This window comes from Stieleria magnilauensis (assembly GCA_007753675.1).
Classification (GTDB): Bacteria; Planctomycetota; Planctomycetia; order Pirellulales; family Pirellulaceae; genus Stieleria; species Stieleria magnilauensis.
In genome coordinates, this window is sequence record CP036432.1 from 10,195,094 (window position 1) to 10,211,717 (window position 16,624).

General features: G+C 61.3%; 13 protein-coding genes. 5 read left to right on the top strand and 8 right to left on the bottom strand.

Annotated elements, in window-relative coordinates; genetic code table 11:
- Positions 1-102: 102 nt before the first annotated feature.
- Together TBK1r_RS36025 and mntR are read right to left on the bottom strand one after the other, a co-directional pair.
- Complete coding sequence (locus TBK1r_RS36025) at positions 103-1,095, bottom strand: MDR family oxidoreductase (protein ID WP_145220864.1); 993 nt, start codon at positions 1,093-1,095, stop codon at positions 103-105.
- A 415-nt stretch (positions 1,096-1,510) separates the two neighbouring features.
- Positions 1,511-1,918, bottom strand: coding sequence for a manganese-binding transcriptional regulator MntR (gene mntR / locus TBK1r_RS36030; protein ID WP_145220866.1), 408 nt, complete (start codon positions 1,916-1,918; stop codon positions 1,511-1,513).
- A 540-nt stretch (positions 1,919-2,458) separates the two neighbouring features.
- Between mntR and TBK1r_RS36035 the strand changes: the two genes are divergently transcribed.
- On the top strand, positions 2,459-3,505 hold the full coding sequence (locus tag TBK1r_RS36035; RefSeq protein ID WP_473772530.1) for a DUF1559 domain-containing protein: 1,047 nt from the start codon (positions 2,459-2,461) through the stop codon (positions 3,503-3,505).
- Positions 3,502-3,849 (top strand): hypothetical protein, encoded by a 348-nt coding sequence (locus TBK1r_RS36040; RefSeq protein ID WP_145220870.1) that lies wholly within the window; start codon positions 3,502-3,504, stop codon positions 3,847-3,849. The genes TBK1r_RS36035 and TBK1r_RS36040 overlap by 4 nt, the downstream gene beginning before the upstream one ends.
- Before the next feature lie 516 nt (positions 3,850-4,365).
- Here TBK1r_RS36040 and TBK1r_RS36045 read toward each other — a convergent pair.
- Complete coding sequence (locus TBK1r_RS36045) at positions 4,366-6,363, bottom strand: hypothetical protein (protein ID WP_145220872.1); 1,998 nt, start codon at positions 6,361-6,363, stop codon at positions 4,366-4,368.
- Positions 6,364-6,441: 78 nt separating this feature from the next.
- Here TBK1r_RS36045 and TBK1r_RS36050 point away from each other — a divergent pair, with 78 nt between their 5' ends.
- Together TBK1r_RS36050 and TBK1r_RS36055 are read left to right on the top strand one after the other, a co-directional pair.
- The gene (locus tag TBK1r_RS36050; RefSeq protein ID WP_145220874.1) at positions 6,442-6,681 is read left to right on the top strand and encodes a hypothetical protein; all 240 of its coding nucleotides are present in this window, start codon (positions 6,442-6,444) and stop codon (positions 6,679-6,681) included.
- A 384-nt stretch (positions 6,682-7,065) separates the two neighbouring features.
- Positions 7,066-8,424, top strand: coding sequence for an ammonium transporter (locus TBK1r_RS36055; RefSeq protein ID WP_145223343.1), 1,359 nt, complete (start codon positions 7,066-7,068; stop codon positions 8,422-8,424).
- Here the strand turns inward: TBK1r_RS36055 and TBK1r_RS36060 are convergent.
- The 3 genes from TBK1r_RS36060 to ribA all read right to left on the bottom strand — a co-directional run bounded on the left by TBK1r_RS36060 (position 8,387) and on the right by ribA (position 12,099).
- Positions 8,387-9,838, bottom strand: coding sequence for an MFS transporter (locus TBK1r_RS36060; protein WP_145220876.1), 1,452 nt, complete (start codon positions 9,836-9,838; stop codon positions 8,387-8,389). The two genes, TBK1r_RS36055 and TBK1r_RS36060, sit on opposite strands and share 38 nt — an antisense overlap.
- Positions 9,839-9,986: 148 nt before the next feature.
- Positions 9,987-10,847, bottom strand: a complete 861-nt coding sequence (locus TBK1r_RS36065) for a prephenate dehydrogenase (protein ID WP_145220878.1) — start codon at positions 10,845-10,847, stop codon at positions 9,987-9,989.
- Position 10,848: 1 nt separating this feature from the next.
- A complete protein-coding gene (ribA, locus tag TBK1r_RS36070; protein ID WP_145220881.1) occupies positions 10,849-12,099 on the bottom strand; it encodes a GTP cyclohydrolase II in 1,251 nt (416 codons plus the stop codon).
- Between the two features lie 140 nt (positions 12,100-12,239).
- On the opposite strand from ribA, the gene TBK1r_RS36075 reads away from it, so the two are divergent.
- Entirely contained in the window at positions 12,240-13,220 is a 981-nt protein-coding gene (locus TBK1r_RS36075; protein WP_419580730.1) for an alpha/beta hydrolase fold domain-containing protein, read from the top strand.
- A gap of 880 nt (positions 13,221-14,100) precedes the next feature.
- On the opposite strand, the gene TBK1r_RS36080 is transcribed toward TBK1r_RS36075, so the two are convergent.
- Positions 14,101-15,285 carry a trans-sulfuration enzyme family protein gene (locus tag TBK1r_RS36080; protein ID WP_145220887.1) on the bottom strand — a complete coding sequence of 395 codons (1,185 nt, stop codon included), beginning with the start codon at positions 15,283-15,285 and terminating at the stop codon, positions 14,101-14,103.
- Positions 15,282-16,463: a trans-sulfuration enzyme family protein gene (locus TBK1r_RS36085; protein ID WP_145220891.1), complete on the bottom strand. Its 1,182-nt coding sequence runs from the start codon at positions 16,461-16,463 to the stop codon at positions 15,282-15,284. Before TBK1r_RS36085 ends, TBK1r_RS36080 begins: the two co-directional genes overlap by 4 nt.
- Between the last annotated feature and the right edge of the window lie 161 nt (positions 16,464-16,624).

Below are 16,624 nucleotides of genomic sequence, written 5' to 3' on the forward strand. Positions count from 1 at the left end.
CTGATATCAAACGAATATCAGCCGTTTGGCGCGAGCCTACGGGCCCCAATCCGAGCAAACGACGCCTACCCTAGCCTTGTCGGCCGCGCTGGTGTCCAGCCTTCAGGCATTTACATCGACGACGATCCGGCCTTTGACTTGACCGGCCAGGATCTGTTCGCCCAGTGACGGCACGACGGCCAGGTTTGCCTGCTGGATCATCGCATCGAGCTTGTCCAGCGGCAGATCACTGGCGATGCGTTGCCAGGCTCGGACGCGTTGTTGATAGGGTTGCATCACGCTATCGATCCCCAGCAAGTTGACACCGCGAAGCAGAAACGGGATCACACTGGTCGGCAACGCGGCTCCACCGGCGAGCCCGACCGCGGCGACCGACGCGCCATATTTTAATTGGCCGATCACTCGTGCCAGCATTTCGCCGCCGACGGCATCGACACAGCCCGCCCACGTTTCTGATTCGAGCGGCTTTCTCGACACGGTGTCGATCTCTTCACGAGCGACGATCCGGCTGGCACCGAGCGACTTCAAGTACTCAGCGGCCTGCGGCCGGCCCGTCACGGCGGCGACTTGATAGCCGGTGTTGGCCAGGATCGCCGTGGCGATCGAACCGACGCCCCCCGCCGCTCCGGTGACCAACACTTCGCCTTGGTCCGGTTTCAATCCGTGATCTTCCAACGCGACAATCGCCAGGATCGCGGCGAAACCGGCCGTCCCGATCGCCATCGCCTGCCGTGTCGTCAAGCCGTCGGGCAACGGCACCAACCAATCCGCATCGACGCGAGCCTTTTGGGAATAGCCGCCCCAATGCGTCTCGCCGACACGCCAACCGGTCAGCACCACTTTGTCACCGGGCTGGTACCGTGGATCCGCCGACGATTCAACCGTTCCGGCAAAGTCGATGCCCGGCACGTGGGGATAGTTGCGAACCAGACCGCCGCCGGCGCGCATGCACAGTCCGTCCTTGTAGTTGACGGTGGTGTACTCCACCGCCACCGTGACGTTGCCGGCAGGCAATTGATCCTCGGTCAACGTTTGCACCGCGGCGGAGACTTCGGACTCGCCGGTTTTGTCGACAACGAGTGCTCTGAATGTCATGATTGTTCCTGGATGAGTTTCGGGTTTGATTGCAACGGTGTGGGCGTGATTGCCAATCCGATGAGAGGCTAACTTCGGTACATACCCTTACTCACAGGCAACCCTTTCAGACAACGCTGTGAAGTATTTTTTTGCGGTAGGCCGCGAGCCCTCCGGTCTTTCAGGGTGTTTTCAAGCTGGCACCGGACGGCTCGCGCCGTTCCGCTAGCTCATTCAGTACCCCCTACTTGACTAACAACCGGGGTGTTTTTTGTTAGCGGCAGGGCGCGAGCCCTCCGGTCTTTCAGGGTCAAACCGGACGGCTCGCGCCGTTCCGCTAACTCATTCAGTGCCTAAGTAGGTGGCATTGGGCTTGCGCCCTGCCGCTAACACGCGGACCATTTTTGGGACCAGTACGCTGTCACGGGGTCACCGGTCACTGCGGCCACCCGCTGTCCAACACTCGCTTCATCGCCGCCAGTGTTTCCTTGCTGACGTGATGCTCGATGCCTTCGCTGTCGACCGCCGCCGTCTGGTCACTGACGCCCAGCTTTTTCAAAAACGCCTCGACGACCTCGTGCCGCCGACGTGATTGGGAGGCAAGCCGCCTGCCCGCCGACGTCAATTCCACCGGTTGGTACGGCGCCGTCGTCACCAAGCCGTCGCGTTCGAGACGCTTGATCGTATTGTTGACCGTCGCGTGCGTGACCGCAAAGTGTTTGACCAAATCGACAGCTCGGCAGACACCGCGTTGCTCGATCGCATCAGCAATCGCCTCCACGTAGTCCTCCGCCACTTCGCTGGCATGGTCCGAACGGGTCCGTTGATGAATCTTAATGGGCAATTTCGCGACCATACCGCGGCAAGGAAAGGCTGATGCTCATCCACTGAGCTGTTTCGTCGTGCTGTTTTGGCAGCCGACACAGTTTAACCGGAAATTCGTTTTCCATCGAACCGCTTTCCTTAGGGCTTGCGTCCAATCGCCAGAGACTCTATTCTGGCCGCACACCCGGAGTTAGCCCTGGCTAACTTTGGGCGGAGCGGCTTTCTGCTGATGGAGCCTCGCCTGGAACCGCGTGTTTCGGCAACACTCGAGCCCCATACCGCAAAGTGAAGACAAGTGGAGGTGCCGCTCGCGCTGGCGCGAACCGACGGATCATCAAACGATGATCAGCCGTTTGGCGCGAGCCTACGGGCCCGACCTGAAGAAACCACGTTTAACTTCGCGGAACTGCGCTTCACCCGGCACTAAAACTTAGCCCCGACTAACTCCTTTCCTCGCACGCACGACAGGAATTCAACCTTGAATACTTCATCACTCCAGGCAGATCCGCGGGGCGGCCCGCCGGGTCGGGCCCGGTCCGAGCGGCCGCGCGGGTTCACGTTGATCGAACTGCTGGTCGCGATCTCGATCATCGGAGTCATGGTGGGGCTTTTGCTGCCGGCCGTTCAGGCCTCGCGTGAAGCCGCCCGTCGGATGTCCTGCAGCAACAACCTGCGGCAAGTGGGACTGGCGGCCCAGAATTACCATGCGGCCTTTCGACAGTTCCCGCCCGGCTACGTTTCGCATCCCACGACCGACGGTTCCGCCCCGACCGTGGTCAACATGGACCCGCTGACATGGGACGCCGGGCCGGGTTGGGGCTGGGCGGCGGCGCTGCTGCCGTTTGCCGAAGGCAACTCGGTGTTTGAAAGCCTGCGGATGGAGCAACCGATCTGGTCGAGCGGCAACGTGGATGGGATTTCGACGACGATCCCGATGTTCCTGTGCCCCAGTACGACCGGTGGCGACGACCCCTTTGTGGTCCTCAATGAGGCCGGCGATCCGCTGCGAGTCCATGGCCGCGAAATCGTGCTGGGCCGCAGTCACTACGTCGCCAGCCACGGCCAGGAGAGTTGCTGGGGCGAATGCGGCTCCGCGGCGACCGGCGAAGTGTTCACCAACATCTACACCGGCCAGACGAAAATCATCGCGATCAACGGGGATGCCGGGCAAGTCGCCGACGGGCCGTTCTTTCGCAACTCCAGGACAAAATTCCGAGACGTGTTGGACGGGCTCAGCAGCACGATTTTCTTTGGCGAGCACAGCTCGGCACTGAGCGAGAAAACCTGGGTCGGCGTCGTCCCAGGCGCGTTCACCCATCCCCAGTTCACGTCGCCGGAAAACGGCCCCGACGCGGCGGCCACGCTGACGTTGGTTCACGCCGGTCCGTCCGGCGGCGAGTTGGACATCACCGGCAACCCGATCATTCACCCGATCAATTTTCCGACCTACCACGTCGGCCAAATGTTCTCGCAACACCCCGGCGGCGGCTATGTCGCGATGGGAGATGGATCGGTCCAGTTCGTCACCAACTTCATCGATCTGTTCATCTGGGCAGAACTCTCGAGCATGCGTGAACACGAAGTCATCGAATGGGATCAACTGTGAAACCATCCAATCGCAACCAAACGTCAACACGATCTCGCAACGTGGGCCTGGCGCTCGCCGTGATCGCCTGCGCGGCGTCGCTGTGGTACTTCAGCCGCTCGCCGGTCCAACTGGATCACGACGGCTACGATCTGACGATCGCGTTGTACCGCGTTTGCAACCAGCGCGACACCGAGGCGTTGCAGCAGATCGAAAGCCGGCTGAACGAGATGGCCGGCGCCCCATCGCAAGGCGATCATCAACGCGAAGCGCTCCAGGACGTCGTCCAGGAAGCGCGACAAGGGAACTGGCGTGATGCCATGATCGCCTGCAGAACGTTGCTGGAAGAACAGGTTCGTTATTGAAGTGGAGTCAACTTCCGTTGAGGGGCATTGGTATCGACACATCGTTTGCATGTCAGATCTGTTCTGAGCGGATGGTTTCGGCCAACGGCCGTTTACATCCATAGCCTTGGGCATCGCCCAAGGGCCTCAAGCGAGAACGAGAACGATTGGCCAACGGCCATGCACAAATGCCTCGTCAAACGCGAAGGTTGTGCATGGCCGTTGGCCAAATTCAACCTCATTGCGATGCGGTTCCTGGGGCGGCGCAACCCTCGCAAATGCTCGGTTTGCTTGCCCCAGGCTAGGGATATGCATGCCCTTTAGGCAAAAAGCGACTTGTGTAGATACCAATGCCTTTTGGGAGGGTGCTTCGGCGTCGTTGTTCGCATCGGTGAACGCGAGGCAACGGAAACCCTCCCGCACACGGGAGGGTTACTTCCTAACCTGATGCCTATGCCCCTCGCTGCGCTCGCCCCTCCCGCACACGGGAGGGTGACTTCAAACGGCACGATCTGCAACGCAGGGGGAGGCGACCGCTCAAACCCGGCGAATAAACTCTTCCGCATACGACCGGACTTCACGACCGTTGAGGACATGAACCATCCGCAACTGCTGGACTTGTTCGTCGCTGAAGGAACTGAGCGGGACGTGGACGAGCGTTTTCTTGTAGTGTCGCGCGAGCTTTCGCCATCCGGCACCCGGCGGCAGGGCGCTGAGCAAGGCGACTTGCCGGCCGCCGGCGTGCATGCAAGCCGCGGTGATCAAGCGCTCTTCCAGCGTGCCCGCGAAATCAAGTCGCCGATCGCCCCAGATGTCGGGAATCATCACCGGCGGGTACAGGAACATCGCCCCGCCGTAGCGGCTGAGCCCGATGCCGGGGCCAACCATTTCATCGGCAAAGCTGGTGGCATAAAACGCCAACGTGGATTCATCCTTGTGTTCGGCGAACCACGTCGTCCGCCACGGGTAATCGCGGGGATCCGAGGGTGAATCGAACAACATGACACAGGCATCGAGCGTCCCGCGGCTGGGCGGGATGACTTTGACGTAGATTTGGCGGTCGTACCAGTGCCGCAGCGTGTCGCGGATATCGATCCCGTCTTTGACGCTGGTGGTGAACTTTTCCGTGCGTGCCAAATCGTTGCCGATGATCGCCTTGGCTCGATCAAACACACGGGTTCGAAAATTTTCAATCCGCTCGTCTTCGGGTGGATAACTGCACTGCGTAAACGGATTCCATTGGTACTTCCAGCGGCTCTTTTCCGGGGACGACGGTTTACGTTTCAGTTGCAATGTCCGCCAACAGATCGGCGGCCCCGGCAAACGATTGACCATCGAGATCAAATCGCCATCGGGCAGACGGGCCTGATCGATCCCCAACTTGACCTCGTCCAACTCGCTATCGGTCGAGTCGTCTTCGGACACATTGGCATAGGAATACTGGTTGGCCAATTGCGCGACGTGCAGCGCGTACTGATCGCCCATGATCTGTTGTGCCGCGGTCACGATCGTGATCAGATCGGGCGTCATCCGCCGCGACATCAACGAAAGGTTGCGGATGTACTTCAGGCACTTGGAAAGATGCAGTGGGGTGATGCGTCGCGCGAATTGCTTTAATTCCGCTCGGTAGCTGACCCGCGCCGCAATCAAGAGTTCTTTCACGCCATCGATTTGCAGATCCTCGTCTTCCTCCAGCTCGCTGCGGGCGCGTTCATACAGCCCGGTGATGTAGGGCAGTTCGCCGAACAGAAACATCAAGGTCCGCGAATCGATGGCGTAGCAGCGAGGTTCCTGGACGGCATCGTGTTGCGGAAAATCGAACTGGTCGGACGATTCGCTCTTGTTGGCCGCCGGGGCGGAAAAGGACTCGGTGTAGGCTTCGCGAATCCACGGCCAATTCAAAATGCTTGTCACGAACAAGATTCGGTCATAGCGTTTTTCCAGCTCGGCCAACCGGTAAGCCATGTGTACGATCCGCGACCGCGTCTGGCGATCCGGCGGCCGCGGCAGACTCGGCAGCACGGCGGCGGCGAATCGCTCCGCGGCGACTTGGCGGACGGCAAACGGATCGGGCATCACCGAAGAAAACGGCAGAAACGGGTCCGTCTCCAGATCCACATAGGCCCGAGGAATGTGCTCTCCCATCGCGGCCCGAATGGCCATGATGACCGGCTGGCAGGGATCGATCGGAACGTAGCTGGCGGGATCGGAATCGGCGTCCCCGCTGTCGCAACTCTCACCCGCCTCGGGGTCGTAGGGAGCAAATCCAGACTCGAGATCAGGACGGGTGAAGCCGGCGCCGGGTTTTTGAATCACGATCGACGGCCGCGGCAACTCCAGGATCGCCGCCTCGGTGCTCTCACGAAACGACTCCGGCAGCGGAACCGCAACGCAATCAAAATCCTGTTCCAGCATCCAGCGACGCACCGTCAGCGCGAATTGGCCGCTGCCATGAATCACCGGCAAGACGGCGATCGATTCCCCCAGCCGAAGGAGTGCGGGAGGATTAAATTTTGGTTCACTTTCTAAGTTCATGAAATCAGGGCTTGCAACCCCCTACCGCGACGCATATGCTCCGAATCTCCAGGTTGCGAGCGAATTATCACCGCGACGATGGCACGGATTCGTGCCGCGGTTTCTCAATCTGGCGTATTTGGCTTGCGATTGCTCGCCAGTTTAACAGTTATTTTTGGAAACGCAGGTGTTCATTCCCACCTGCGTTTTCTTTTTGCCGGTTGCCAATCTCGTCGCAAACAACTCAGGGTGCGTCAACCCGATGGAATGGGCAAGCGCGTTGGTGTGCAGGCTTTAGCCGCCCAGTGTCGCCGCGACTGGGAATCGCCGAAAGGCTAACACCAACGGTTGCGGAACCTCTTGTTACTGCCCCCCTTTTCCGCCCCGCCCACACTCCGATAGCGGCGTTTCGCAGTTCGACGTATTCTAACCGCTGCGCGACTGTCACGGAGCGAAGCAATGTCCCCTCCCGTCGCGGATTGATGATTCGGTTCTCGACCGTCAACGACCTCCTCGAGCATTCCCCGTCGGTGCATCCCAACGCCGGCCGCTCGGTCTTTCGGCGGCACGAGAAAGGCGGCCGAACCCACCGATCCGACGACCGCTGCTGCCTTGCGTTTCAGTCACCCGACAAGTCCTTTTCTCAACGAGGTGATAGCTGTGAGTAGGTGGAGACTTTGTTTTGCGATCTCGATCCTGGGATCGCTTTTCCTGCTGGGCCCGATGGGTGCCGCGCTGGCCCAGGAGGCGACCGAGACAACCACGTCGCCGGCGGGCATGACCGATGAACAAATCGGAGACGGGCCGCTGGCGGCCCACAACGCGTGGATGCTGATCTGCTGCGCATTGGTTCTGTTCATGACCGCGCCGGGGCTGGCCATGTTTTATGGCGGCTTGGTGCGACGCAAGAACGTGTTGAGCGTGATGATGCAGTGCATCTTCCTGATGGGACTGATGACGGTGATCTGGGCGATCTATGGCTACTCGCTCGCCTTCGGCGGATCCGGCGGCTGGATCGGCAACACCGACTACCTGTTCATGAACGGGGTGCAACGCGAATGGAGCGAAACGCTCGGCAAGCCGGTCACACCGATGGAAGGCAGCATTCCGCGGCTGACCCACATGTTGTTCCAAGGCATGTTCTTCATCATCACCCCCGCCCTGATCTGCGGCGCGTTCGCCGAGCGGATCAAATTCGGCGCGATGGTGATCTACTCGATCCTGTGGGGCACGCTGATCTATTGCCCCCTTTGCCATTGGGTCTGGGACGGCGGACCGCTGGCCTACAGCGAAGGCAGCATCATGGGCGGCGCGCTCGACTTTGCCGGCGGCACCGTCGTTCATATCTCCAGCGGTGTGTCGGCGCTGGTCGCCGCGATCCTGATCGGACCTCGCATGGGATTCCCCAATGAACCCTTCCAGCCACACAACCTGACCTACACCGCGCTCGGTGCGGCGATGCTGTGGGTCGGCTGGTTCGGATTCAATGCCGGCAGCGAATTACTGAGCGACGGCCTCACCAGCAGCGCGTTCGCGGTCACACACTTTTCCGCCGCCGCCGGCGCGTTCGCCTGGGCCATGACCGAGTGGATCGTGCTGGGCAAGCCCACGGTCCTGGGCGCGAGCAGTGGTGCCGTTGCGGGGCTGGTGTGCATCACACCGGCCGCGGGATTCGTCCAACCCATGCCGGCACTGGTCATGGGCCTGGTCGCAGGGATTCTCTGCTATCTGGCGTGCAGCAAGCTGAAGCACACGCTGAAGTACGACGATGCACTGGATGCGTTTGGCGTCCACGGCGTCGGCGGAACTGTCGGCGCCGTCTTGACGGGCGTGTTCGCCAGTCGCGCGTGCTGGGACGTCAGCGGAAATGGCACCAAGATCGGGCTGCTCGAATCCGGCAACCCCTCGCTGCTAATCGGGCAAATTGTTGCGGTCCTGATCACGTTCGCCTTCGCAGGGATCGGAAGTCTGATCTTGCTCAAGCTGATCGACATCGTCATCGGGCTTCGCGTTCCGGCCGAGAGCGAGCAACGCGGGCTGGACATCACCGATCACGGTGAAGAGGGCTATATGTTCGCGTAGGACCGACGACACGAAACAGCATGCCGATCGCGGCGGTGACCAACAGGGTTGCCGCCGCGATTTTTTGTGCCGTCCCCACACCTGTGCCAACCCCGGCAGCGACTCCTTCGTGCGTCCCAGCGACGCCGATCGACTCGGCGATGCTGCCCCACAAAAACGACCCGGTGGACATCGAGAGTGCCAGGGCGGTCAAGTAACAGCTCATTCCCCGCGCCCGCATGCGACTGGGCAACGTCGTTTGTGCGGCCGTGTTCAGCGTCGTCAGCGTGACCATCCAGCCGCAGCCCATCACCAGCGTCGCCACCACCACGACCCAGCGCTGCGTCGAAGACCCCATGACGGCCAGTCCGCCGGCAAACACCAGCATGGCCAAAGCGATGGTCGCGTCGCCGCCGAAACGCCGCTGCAACATCGGCAAGAAACGCGCCGCGAGTAACGCCCCGCCGCCGACGCAGGTGACCAACACGCCGAATCCGTCGGCGCCCCAATCCAATCGCTGACGGGCCACCAATGGCAACAGCCCCCACAGCGCGCTGGCCGGCACGACAAACAACCCCAGACGCACCAAGACGTGTCGCATCTGGTGATTGCGATAAACGTAGCGCAGCCCCTGGTACAACGATTTTCGATACGACAATCCGCGCGACGATTCGCGTCCCTGGCGACGCCACATCAACAACACCACGATCACGCCGGCAAACGAGATCGCATTGAAGGAGAACGCGATCCACGATCCCGCGATTGCCACCAACGCGCCCGCGATCGCCGGACCGGCAGACCGCGCCAAATTAAAATTAATACTGCCCAACGCGATCGCCCGCGACAACTGGGGACGTGGCACCAACTCGGGAATCGACGCCTGCCACGTGGGGACGTGCAACGTCAGCCCCAACCCGATTAAGAAGGTCAGCCCCAGCAACAGCCAGCTGGTCATCACGCCGGCTGCGGTCAGCGCCGCCAGACTCGCTGCGGTCAACAGCATCAGCACTTGGGTGGACAACAGCAATCGGCGTCGATCGACCCGATCGGCCAGCACGCCGGCGGGGATCGCCAGCAAGACGATCGGCGTCGCCATCGCCGTTCGCACGGCGGAAACCATTTGCGGCGAGGCGTCCAAGTCAGTCATCAACCAACCCGCACCGATTTCATGCATCCACGTGCCGACGTTGGAAACGAACGACGCGATCCAGAACGAGCGATAGATCGGGTTGCGCAGCGGCAACCAGGGCGAGCCGTTGTCGTCACCGGCCTCGCCATTGCTTTGTCGCCCCTGACCCTCTGTGGAGCCCGAGTGCCGGTCGCCCGCTCGGGCAGGCTCAACCGGCGGCGTCTGCGTCGAGAGACCCGTCGTCTGATTGACGACCTGGGGATAGGGTTCGGTGAATTCGTTCGTTTCGTTTCGCACGTCTTCCATCACTACACCATCGCACCAGATCAAATCTCCGAATAGGGGCCCAAACAGGGGAAGGGGTCAGCGGCGCGGTGACCGCGTGAAAGACCGGAGGGCTCGCGCCCTGCCGCTAACAAATCACTCCAGGTGCTCGCGCCCTGCCGCTAGCAACTCACTCGCTCGCTTCCTTGCGTGCCTTGGCATCGTCCAGCCAAGTCTTCAGCGCCGCCATGTCGCCCCTGGCCAACATTTCTCGGAGCGACCCCAGCGCATCGGAAAAATGATCCAGCTGCCCCAAGATGGCTTCGCGATTGTGCACACAGATGGCCGTCCACATCGTCGGGTCTCCGGCCGCCACGCGCGTCATGTCTCTCCATCCGCTGCCGACCAGCGGCAAGGATTCGTCATCGACCAGGCTGGCCAACAGCGATGAAACCAGATGCGGCACATGACTGACCGCCGCCAACCGTTGGTCATGTTGCTCAGGCGACATCGAAAGAATGTCACCGCCGGTCTGCAACCAAAACGCGGCGGCCCGATCCACCGCCGCCGCCGGCGTGTGGTCACCGGGCGTCATGATCACCAGCTTGCCTTCGAGCAACGTTGCAGTGGCGTTTTCGACACCGGTCTTTTCCGAGCCCGCGATCGGATGGGCGGCCACAAATTTCCGGGCCAGCGACGGTGACTGCGTCTCGATCTCCGCAACGATACGGGCCTTCGTGCTGCCGACGTCGGTGATCAACGCGTCGTCACCCAACACTTGATCGGCGGCGATGGCCAGTTCAACGATCTTGTCGACCGGGGAGGCGACGACGACGACGTCGCTGCCACGACACGCCGCTGCGATCTCCGTGAACCCCTCATCGACCGCACCGGCTTCGATCGCCGCGCGACAACTTGATTCGCGTCGACTGTAACCGACGACGTGAACCCCGCGCCGCCGCAACGCCATTGCGACGCTGCCGCCGAGCAGCCCGACACCGAGGATCGAAACGCGACGGAGCCACGCCGGTTTTTCAGGAAGCGTTTGCATCTCAGCCCAAATCCGGCAATTGATGGCCCATCTTCTCTCGTTTCGTTTCCAGGTAATTCTTGTTGTGCTTGTTCACCGGCGTCACGATCGGGACTTGATCGACCAGCTTCAAATCGTAACCGCGCAAGTTAAACGCTTGCTGTTTCTTGGGGTTGTTGGTCAGCAAGCGAACTTCGCTGATGCCCAGATCCTTCAAGATCTGCAACCCGACTCCGTAATCGCGCATGTCGGCTTTGAAACCCAGCGCGTGGTTGGCTTCGACGGTGTCCATCCCCTGGTCTTGCAGTGCGTAGGCGCGAATCTTCTGTGCCAGTCCGATGCCGCGTCCTTCCTGGGGCAGATAAACGAGCGCGCCGCGACCTTCGGCGGCAATCATCTCCAGCGCCATTTCCAACTGGTCGCCACAATCACATCGCAGCGACGCGATCAGATCGCCGGTGAAGCAACTGCTGTGCATCCGAACCAGCGGCGGCTTTTGACCTTCGCCCTGTTGCGACAGTTCACCAAGTGTCAACGCGATCGGCTCTTGATCTTCGAAGTCGACTGAATAGACGATGATTTGAAAATCGCCGTACTTGGTCGGCAACGTCGCCTGGGCGGCACGGTTGACCAATTTTTCGCTCACGCGGCGATGCGCGATCAGTTGCTCGATGCTGATGATCTTGAGCGAGTTCGCCTTGGCGATGGCGATCAATTCATCCCGTGTGGCGCGGTCACCGGACTGGTTCAGGATTTCGCAGAGCACCCCGGCGGGCTGCAAACCGGCCATCCGCGCCAAATCGACCGCCGCTTCGGTGTGCCCGGCGCGACGCAACACGCCTCCTTTTTTTGCGATCAGCGGATACACGTGCCCGGGGCGGACGAAATCCTCGACCTTGCAATCCGGTGACGCGATCCGCAAAATCGTCTCGCTGCGTTCGGCGGCTGTGATCCCGGTGCGAGCGGTCGCGATGTCGATCGGGGTGACGAAGGCCGTCCGCAGCGGCGCGTTGTTGTCCGAGACGACGGGAGTCAACTCCAATCGTTTGCCGACTTCGGGCAGGATCGAAACGCACAATTGGCCGCGACCGCCGAGCATGAAATTGATCGTCTCAGGAGTCGCTTTTTCGGCCGCACAAATGAAGTCGCCTTCATTTTCGCGATCCTCCGCATCGACGACGATCACGACCTCGCCTCGTCGCACTGCCTCGACCGCGGCAGGGATGGAATCCAGGGAAAGGTCTTCGCCGGAGAGCGAATCATTGAAGGGCATCGTGTGGCTTTGGGTGTTCAGTGGGTCGGATGGTGGAGGGCCTGGTCGGTCCATTATTATACGGATGATGGCCAATTGCCCAATGAGCGGACCGATTGATGAGACGACAGCGGATCAAGAAGCGACCCATTTGCGTTTTGGTGGGTACTTGCACTGTGTTTGCGGGCATTTGCAGCAGCGAAATCGCGGCGATTGCCGTAGACCCGGCGGGCGGGCCGACACCTCCGGTCGCGGCAGATTCGGCCCCGGAACGCCCGAAAGCGACCGCGTTTGGTGTCAAAAAGGTCGCTGATTTGCGTTTTTGCGGCACAGACGACGACGATCTGGGCAGCGCGGGCCGCTGCGACGTCTATCTGCCGCAACCCAAGACGCCATCCCAGCAGGCGTCCGGGGCGGCCCCCGATCGCCGCTGGCCGGTGGTGCTGGTCGTCCACGGAGGCGGCTGGGCGACCGGCGACAAATGGACGATGGAGCGTCATGCCCGGGATTTGGCGGGCAACGGTTTTGCCGCCGTGGCGATCAATTATCGGCACGCCCCGAATTCAAAATTTCCCGATCAAGTCGATGACGTACGGTCGGCTCTGGTCTGGATCACCGAGAACGCACCCACCTACCACTGGGACACCGAGCGCGTCGGTCTGTATGGCTATTCCGCCGGCGGTCACCTGGTGTCGCTGGTCGCCACCCTCGCCGATGAACCCTGGCAATCGGTCCGCCAGACGACGTCCTGGCCGCAGCAAGACGAACGCTGGAACAAGCTCCCGTCGATCGGTGCCGTTTGCATCGGCGGCCCGCCGACGGACTTTCGCCAGTTGCCACCGGACAACACGTCGCTCGCGTTCTTCCTGGGCGGATCGCGACGCGAGCTGCCGAACGTTTACACCGCCGCGTCGCCGATCTGTTTTACGTCTCCCAAAGACCCGCCGTTTCAAATCATCCACGGCGAAGCGGATTGGATCGTCCCGATCAACAACGCCAAAAATTTCCACCAGGCGTTGGTCGATGCCGACGTCGAATCATCGTTACACACGCTGCCGGGCAACGGCCACCTGTTCGCGTTCCTCAGCCCCAAGCTGACCGATTGGATGCTGAAGTTCTTTGACGAGCAATTGACGAAGTAGCCGCTGTCATGCACGCGCCGGTCGCTCACCGGGGCTATCGATTTAATCAGCCGTTTGGCGCGGGGCCTACTGGCCCATCGAACCCTGCAGTCAACGCTGTGTAGCATTTATCCCCTGTGTTTGATGAGGTGTTAGCGGTATGGGGCGCGCGGCATGACCCCGACGGGGTCCAAGCCAGTAGCCGGAGGTGAGCGAAGCGACACCTCCGGATATCCGGTCCCCCGCCAGACGCGACCCCGAAGGGTGTCGAAGCAAATGACGTCGGCGCCCTCGGACCCGGCCAGCAACTTGACTCGCTGCGACCCCGACGGGGTCGAGGGAATTTAGGGCGTGCTTTCCGGAGGTGCCGCTGCGCTGACCTCCGGCTACACGCTGGCATCCCTCCGGGATGCTGGAACCGCTGTCGCTCTCCTGGGACAACAAACCGTGCATCTATTGTTAGCGGCGGGGCGCGAGCCCTCCGGTCCGTCTGGCTTCGCGGCGTGACCCCGGCGGGGTCAAAGCCAGTAGCCGGAGGTGAGCGCAGCGACACCTCCGGATATCCGGTCCCCCGCCAGACGCGACCCCGGAGGGTGTCGAAGCAAATCGCGCCAGCGCCCTCGGACCCGGCCAGCAACTTGACTCACTGCGACCCCGTCCGGGGTCGAGGGGATTGTGGGACGTGCTTCCCGGAGGTGCGCTGCGCTGACCTCCGGCTACTCGCTGCCATCCCTCCGGGATACTCGGTTCGCTGCCGCTCTCCTTTGACACCAAACGGAGTGACGCTTGTTAGCGTCACGGCTCGCGCCCAATAAAGCTAAATCGAGATTTAGCGCCGCCGCTCGCGCTGGCGCGAACCGGCTGATGGCAAACGACGATCAGCCAGTGGCGCGTGCCGGATTCATGCCGCGTCGATCGCCCGGGCCAGATCATCGCGCAAGTCTTCAAACGACTCCAACCCCACCGACAAGCGGATCAATCCGTCGGTGATGCCGAACCGGGCGCGATCGGCGGCGTCATAACTGGCGTGGGACATCGTCGCCGGTTGCTCGATCAACGATTCGACCGCCCCCAGGCTGACCGCCAAGTGAAACAGCTTGGTCGACTCGCACACCGCCGCGGTTTCCTTGATGCCCGCATCCAACTCGAACGTCACCATCGCTCCGAATCCGCCGACCAGTGTCTTGGCCGCCAGCTCGTGTTGCGGATGACTTTCCAGCCCCGGATACAACACCATGCGAACCTTCGGATGTTGCTCCAGCCAGCGTGCCAAGGCGAGCGCGGTGTTGGACTGTTCCCGGATCCGCAGATCCAACGTCTTCAGTCCACGGCTGACCAGGAAACAGCTCAAGGGATCCAGCACCGCGCCGGTCGCATTTTGGATGTAGTAGAGCCGGTCCAACAGTTCTTGATCGGCCACCGCCAGCGTCCCGCCCAAACAGTCGCTGTGACCGCCCAGGTACTTGGTCGCCGAGTGCATGACGATGTCGATGCCGTGTTCCAGCGGTCGCACCAGCGCCGGTGTTCCGAAGGTGTTGTCGACACCGATGATCACACCACGTTCTTTCGCGATGCCGGCCAACGCCGACAGATCGGGGATCGTCAGTCGCGGGTTGCCGATCGTTTCCGCCCAAATCAATTTCGTCCGATCGTTGACCGCCGCGGCGACGGCGGCGGGGTCGGTCATGTCGACCAACGTGACATCAATCCCGCTGCGATTGCAGATCTTGTGCAGCAATCGATACGCACCGCCGTACAGGTCGCATCCGGAGACGACGTGGTCGCCGTTTTCCAACAGCATCGTGACGCAGTGGATGGCGGCCATGCCACTGGAAAACGCCAACGCACCGACGCCCGACTCCAGCGACGCCAGTGTGGTTTGCAGATTGCTTCGCGTCGGGTTGCCGCTTCGCGAATAGTCGAACTGGCCCCACTCGCCCGCGCCGGGTTGGCGAAACGTGCTGGCCAAATGGATCGGCGGGACGACCGCACCGGTCGCCGGATCGATCTCATTGCCGACGTGAATCGCGCGGGTGCGGAAAGAGTTCTCGCCCGCCGACACCTTGTGTCCGTCCTGATCGCTCATACCGACAGAGCCTGCTCCAAGTCGGCGATCAAGTCATCACCGTTTTCGATCCCGCAGGACATGCGGATCATGTTGTCATCGATCCCGAACCGCACGCGGTCTTCGGGCGTGCAATGGAAGTAGCTCATCACCAACGGTTGTTCGATCAGCGATTCCACGCCGCCCAGACTCGGGGCGATCCGCGGGATACGAGCCGCATCGACGATGTTGGCCGTTTGCTTCCAGTCGGCGTCGCGAATCGTGAACGTGATCAATCCGCCAAAGCCACGCATTTGCGCCGCGGCGATCGCGTGCGTCGGATGGCTTTTCAGCCCCGGGTAATAGACGCGTTCGACACGGGGATGCGACTCCAGGAACTCGGCGATGCGGAGCCCGTTTTCGTTTTGACGCTGCATCCGCAATTCAAACGTCTTCAACCCGCGTTCGAGCAGGTACAGATTGTGGGGCGAGCTGATGTTGCCCAAGATGCCGCGCATGCTGCGAACGGCTTCCAGTTGCTCGCTGCGTCCGCAAAGCACACCGGCCAGCAGATCGTTGTGTCCGCCCAGATACTTCGTTGCCGAGTGCAGCACGTAATCGACGCCGTACTCGGTGGGATTCATGTTGTAAGGTGTCGCCAACGTCGCATCGATCAACGTCTCGACTTCATTGGCTTTGCCGACGGCAGCAAATTTTTCCAGATCGATGACCGACAGGTGTGGATTGGTCGGCGACTCGCTGACCAGCATTTTGGTGTTGCGGTTGATCGCCGCTTCCATCGCGTCGTAATCACCGGTCGTCACCTGGCGGGTGACCACTCCGAAACGCGACAGGTGCTTGGCACAGAACTCACGACTGCGGTGATAACACTGGTCGAAGAAAACAATTTCGTCGCCGGCGGACAGTTTGGTCATCAGCAATCCGACGAGCGCCGACATGCCGCTGCCATAGACGATCGCTTCCTCGCACTTTTCCAATGCGGCGATCTTGGCTTCGACGCTGCGCTCGTTGGGATTTCCGTAGCGCCCGTATTCTTCCCGCTGGTCTTCGCCGTTGACGAACCGAAGCAGATCATCGGTCGATTCAAACGTGAACGTCGCGGCGGTGTAGATCGGGGTGGCAATGCTGCCGGAGTCTTTCTGACGAGCCTCCCCGGCGTGGACGCATTGCGTGGACAGTCCGGCACGTCGTGTGGGCATCGTCCCTGGGCTCCCGGTAACACGCTCCACCCTCGAATTCGCGGCGGGATCGTTCGCCGGTAGGGAAACGTTGCCTTGGTCAGAAGGCGTGATCGACGAAGGTGACGTGGCGTCACCGGTGGTTTGCTTTGTTTGCATGGCTCTTTAGCAGTAAGGCTGCA

Coding starts and splice junctions, on each gene's coding strand:
- TBK1r_RS36065 (WP_145220878.1), bottom strand. CDS start 10,847: ATGCAAACGCTTCCTGAAAAACCGGCGTGGCTCCGTCGCGTTTCGATC.
- TBK1r_RS36050 (WP_145220874.1), top strand. CDS start 6,442: ATGGCACGGATTCGTGCCGCGGTTTCTCAATCTGGCGTATTTGGCTTG.
- TBK1r_RS36055 (WP_145223343.1), top strand. CDS start 7,066: ATGGGTGCCGCGCTGGCCCAGGAGGCGACCGAGACAACCACGTCGCCG.
- TBK1r_RS36085 (WP_145220891.1), bottom strand. CDS start 16,463: ATGCCCACACGACGTGCCGGACTGTCCACGCAATGCGTCCACGCCGGG.
- ribA (WP_145220881.1), bottom strand. CDS start 12,099: ATGCCCTTCAATGATTCGCTCTCCGGCGAAGACCTTTCCCTGGATTCC.
- TBK1r_RS36045 (WP_145220872.1), bottom strand. CDS start 6,363: ATGAACTTAGAAAGTGAACCAAAATTTAATCCTCCCGCACTCCTTCGG.
- TBK1r_RS36060 (WP_145220876.1), bottom strand. CDS start 9,838: ATGGAAGACGTGCGAAACGAAACGAACGAATTCACCGAACCCTATCCC.
- TBK1r_RS36025 (WP_145220864.1), bottom strand. CDS start 1,095: ATGACATTCAGAGCACTCGTTGTCGACAAAACCGGCGAGTCCGAAGTC.
- TBK1r_RS36080 (WP_145220887.1), bottom strand. CDS start 15,285: ATGAGCGATCAGGACGGACACAAGGTGTCGGCGGGCGAGAACTCTTTC.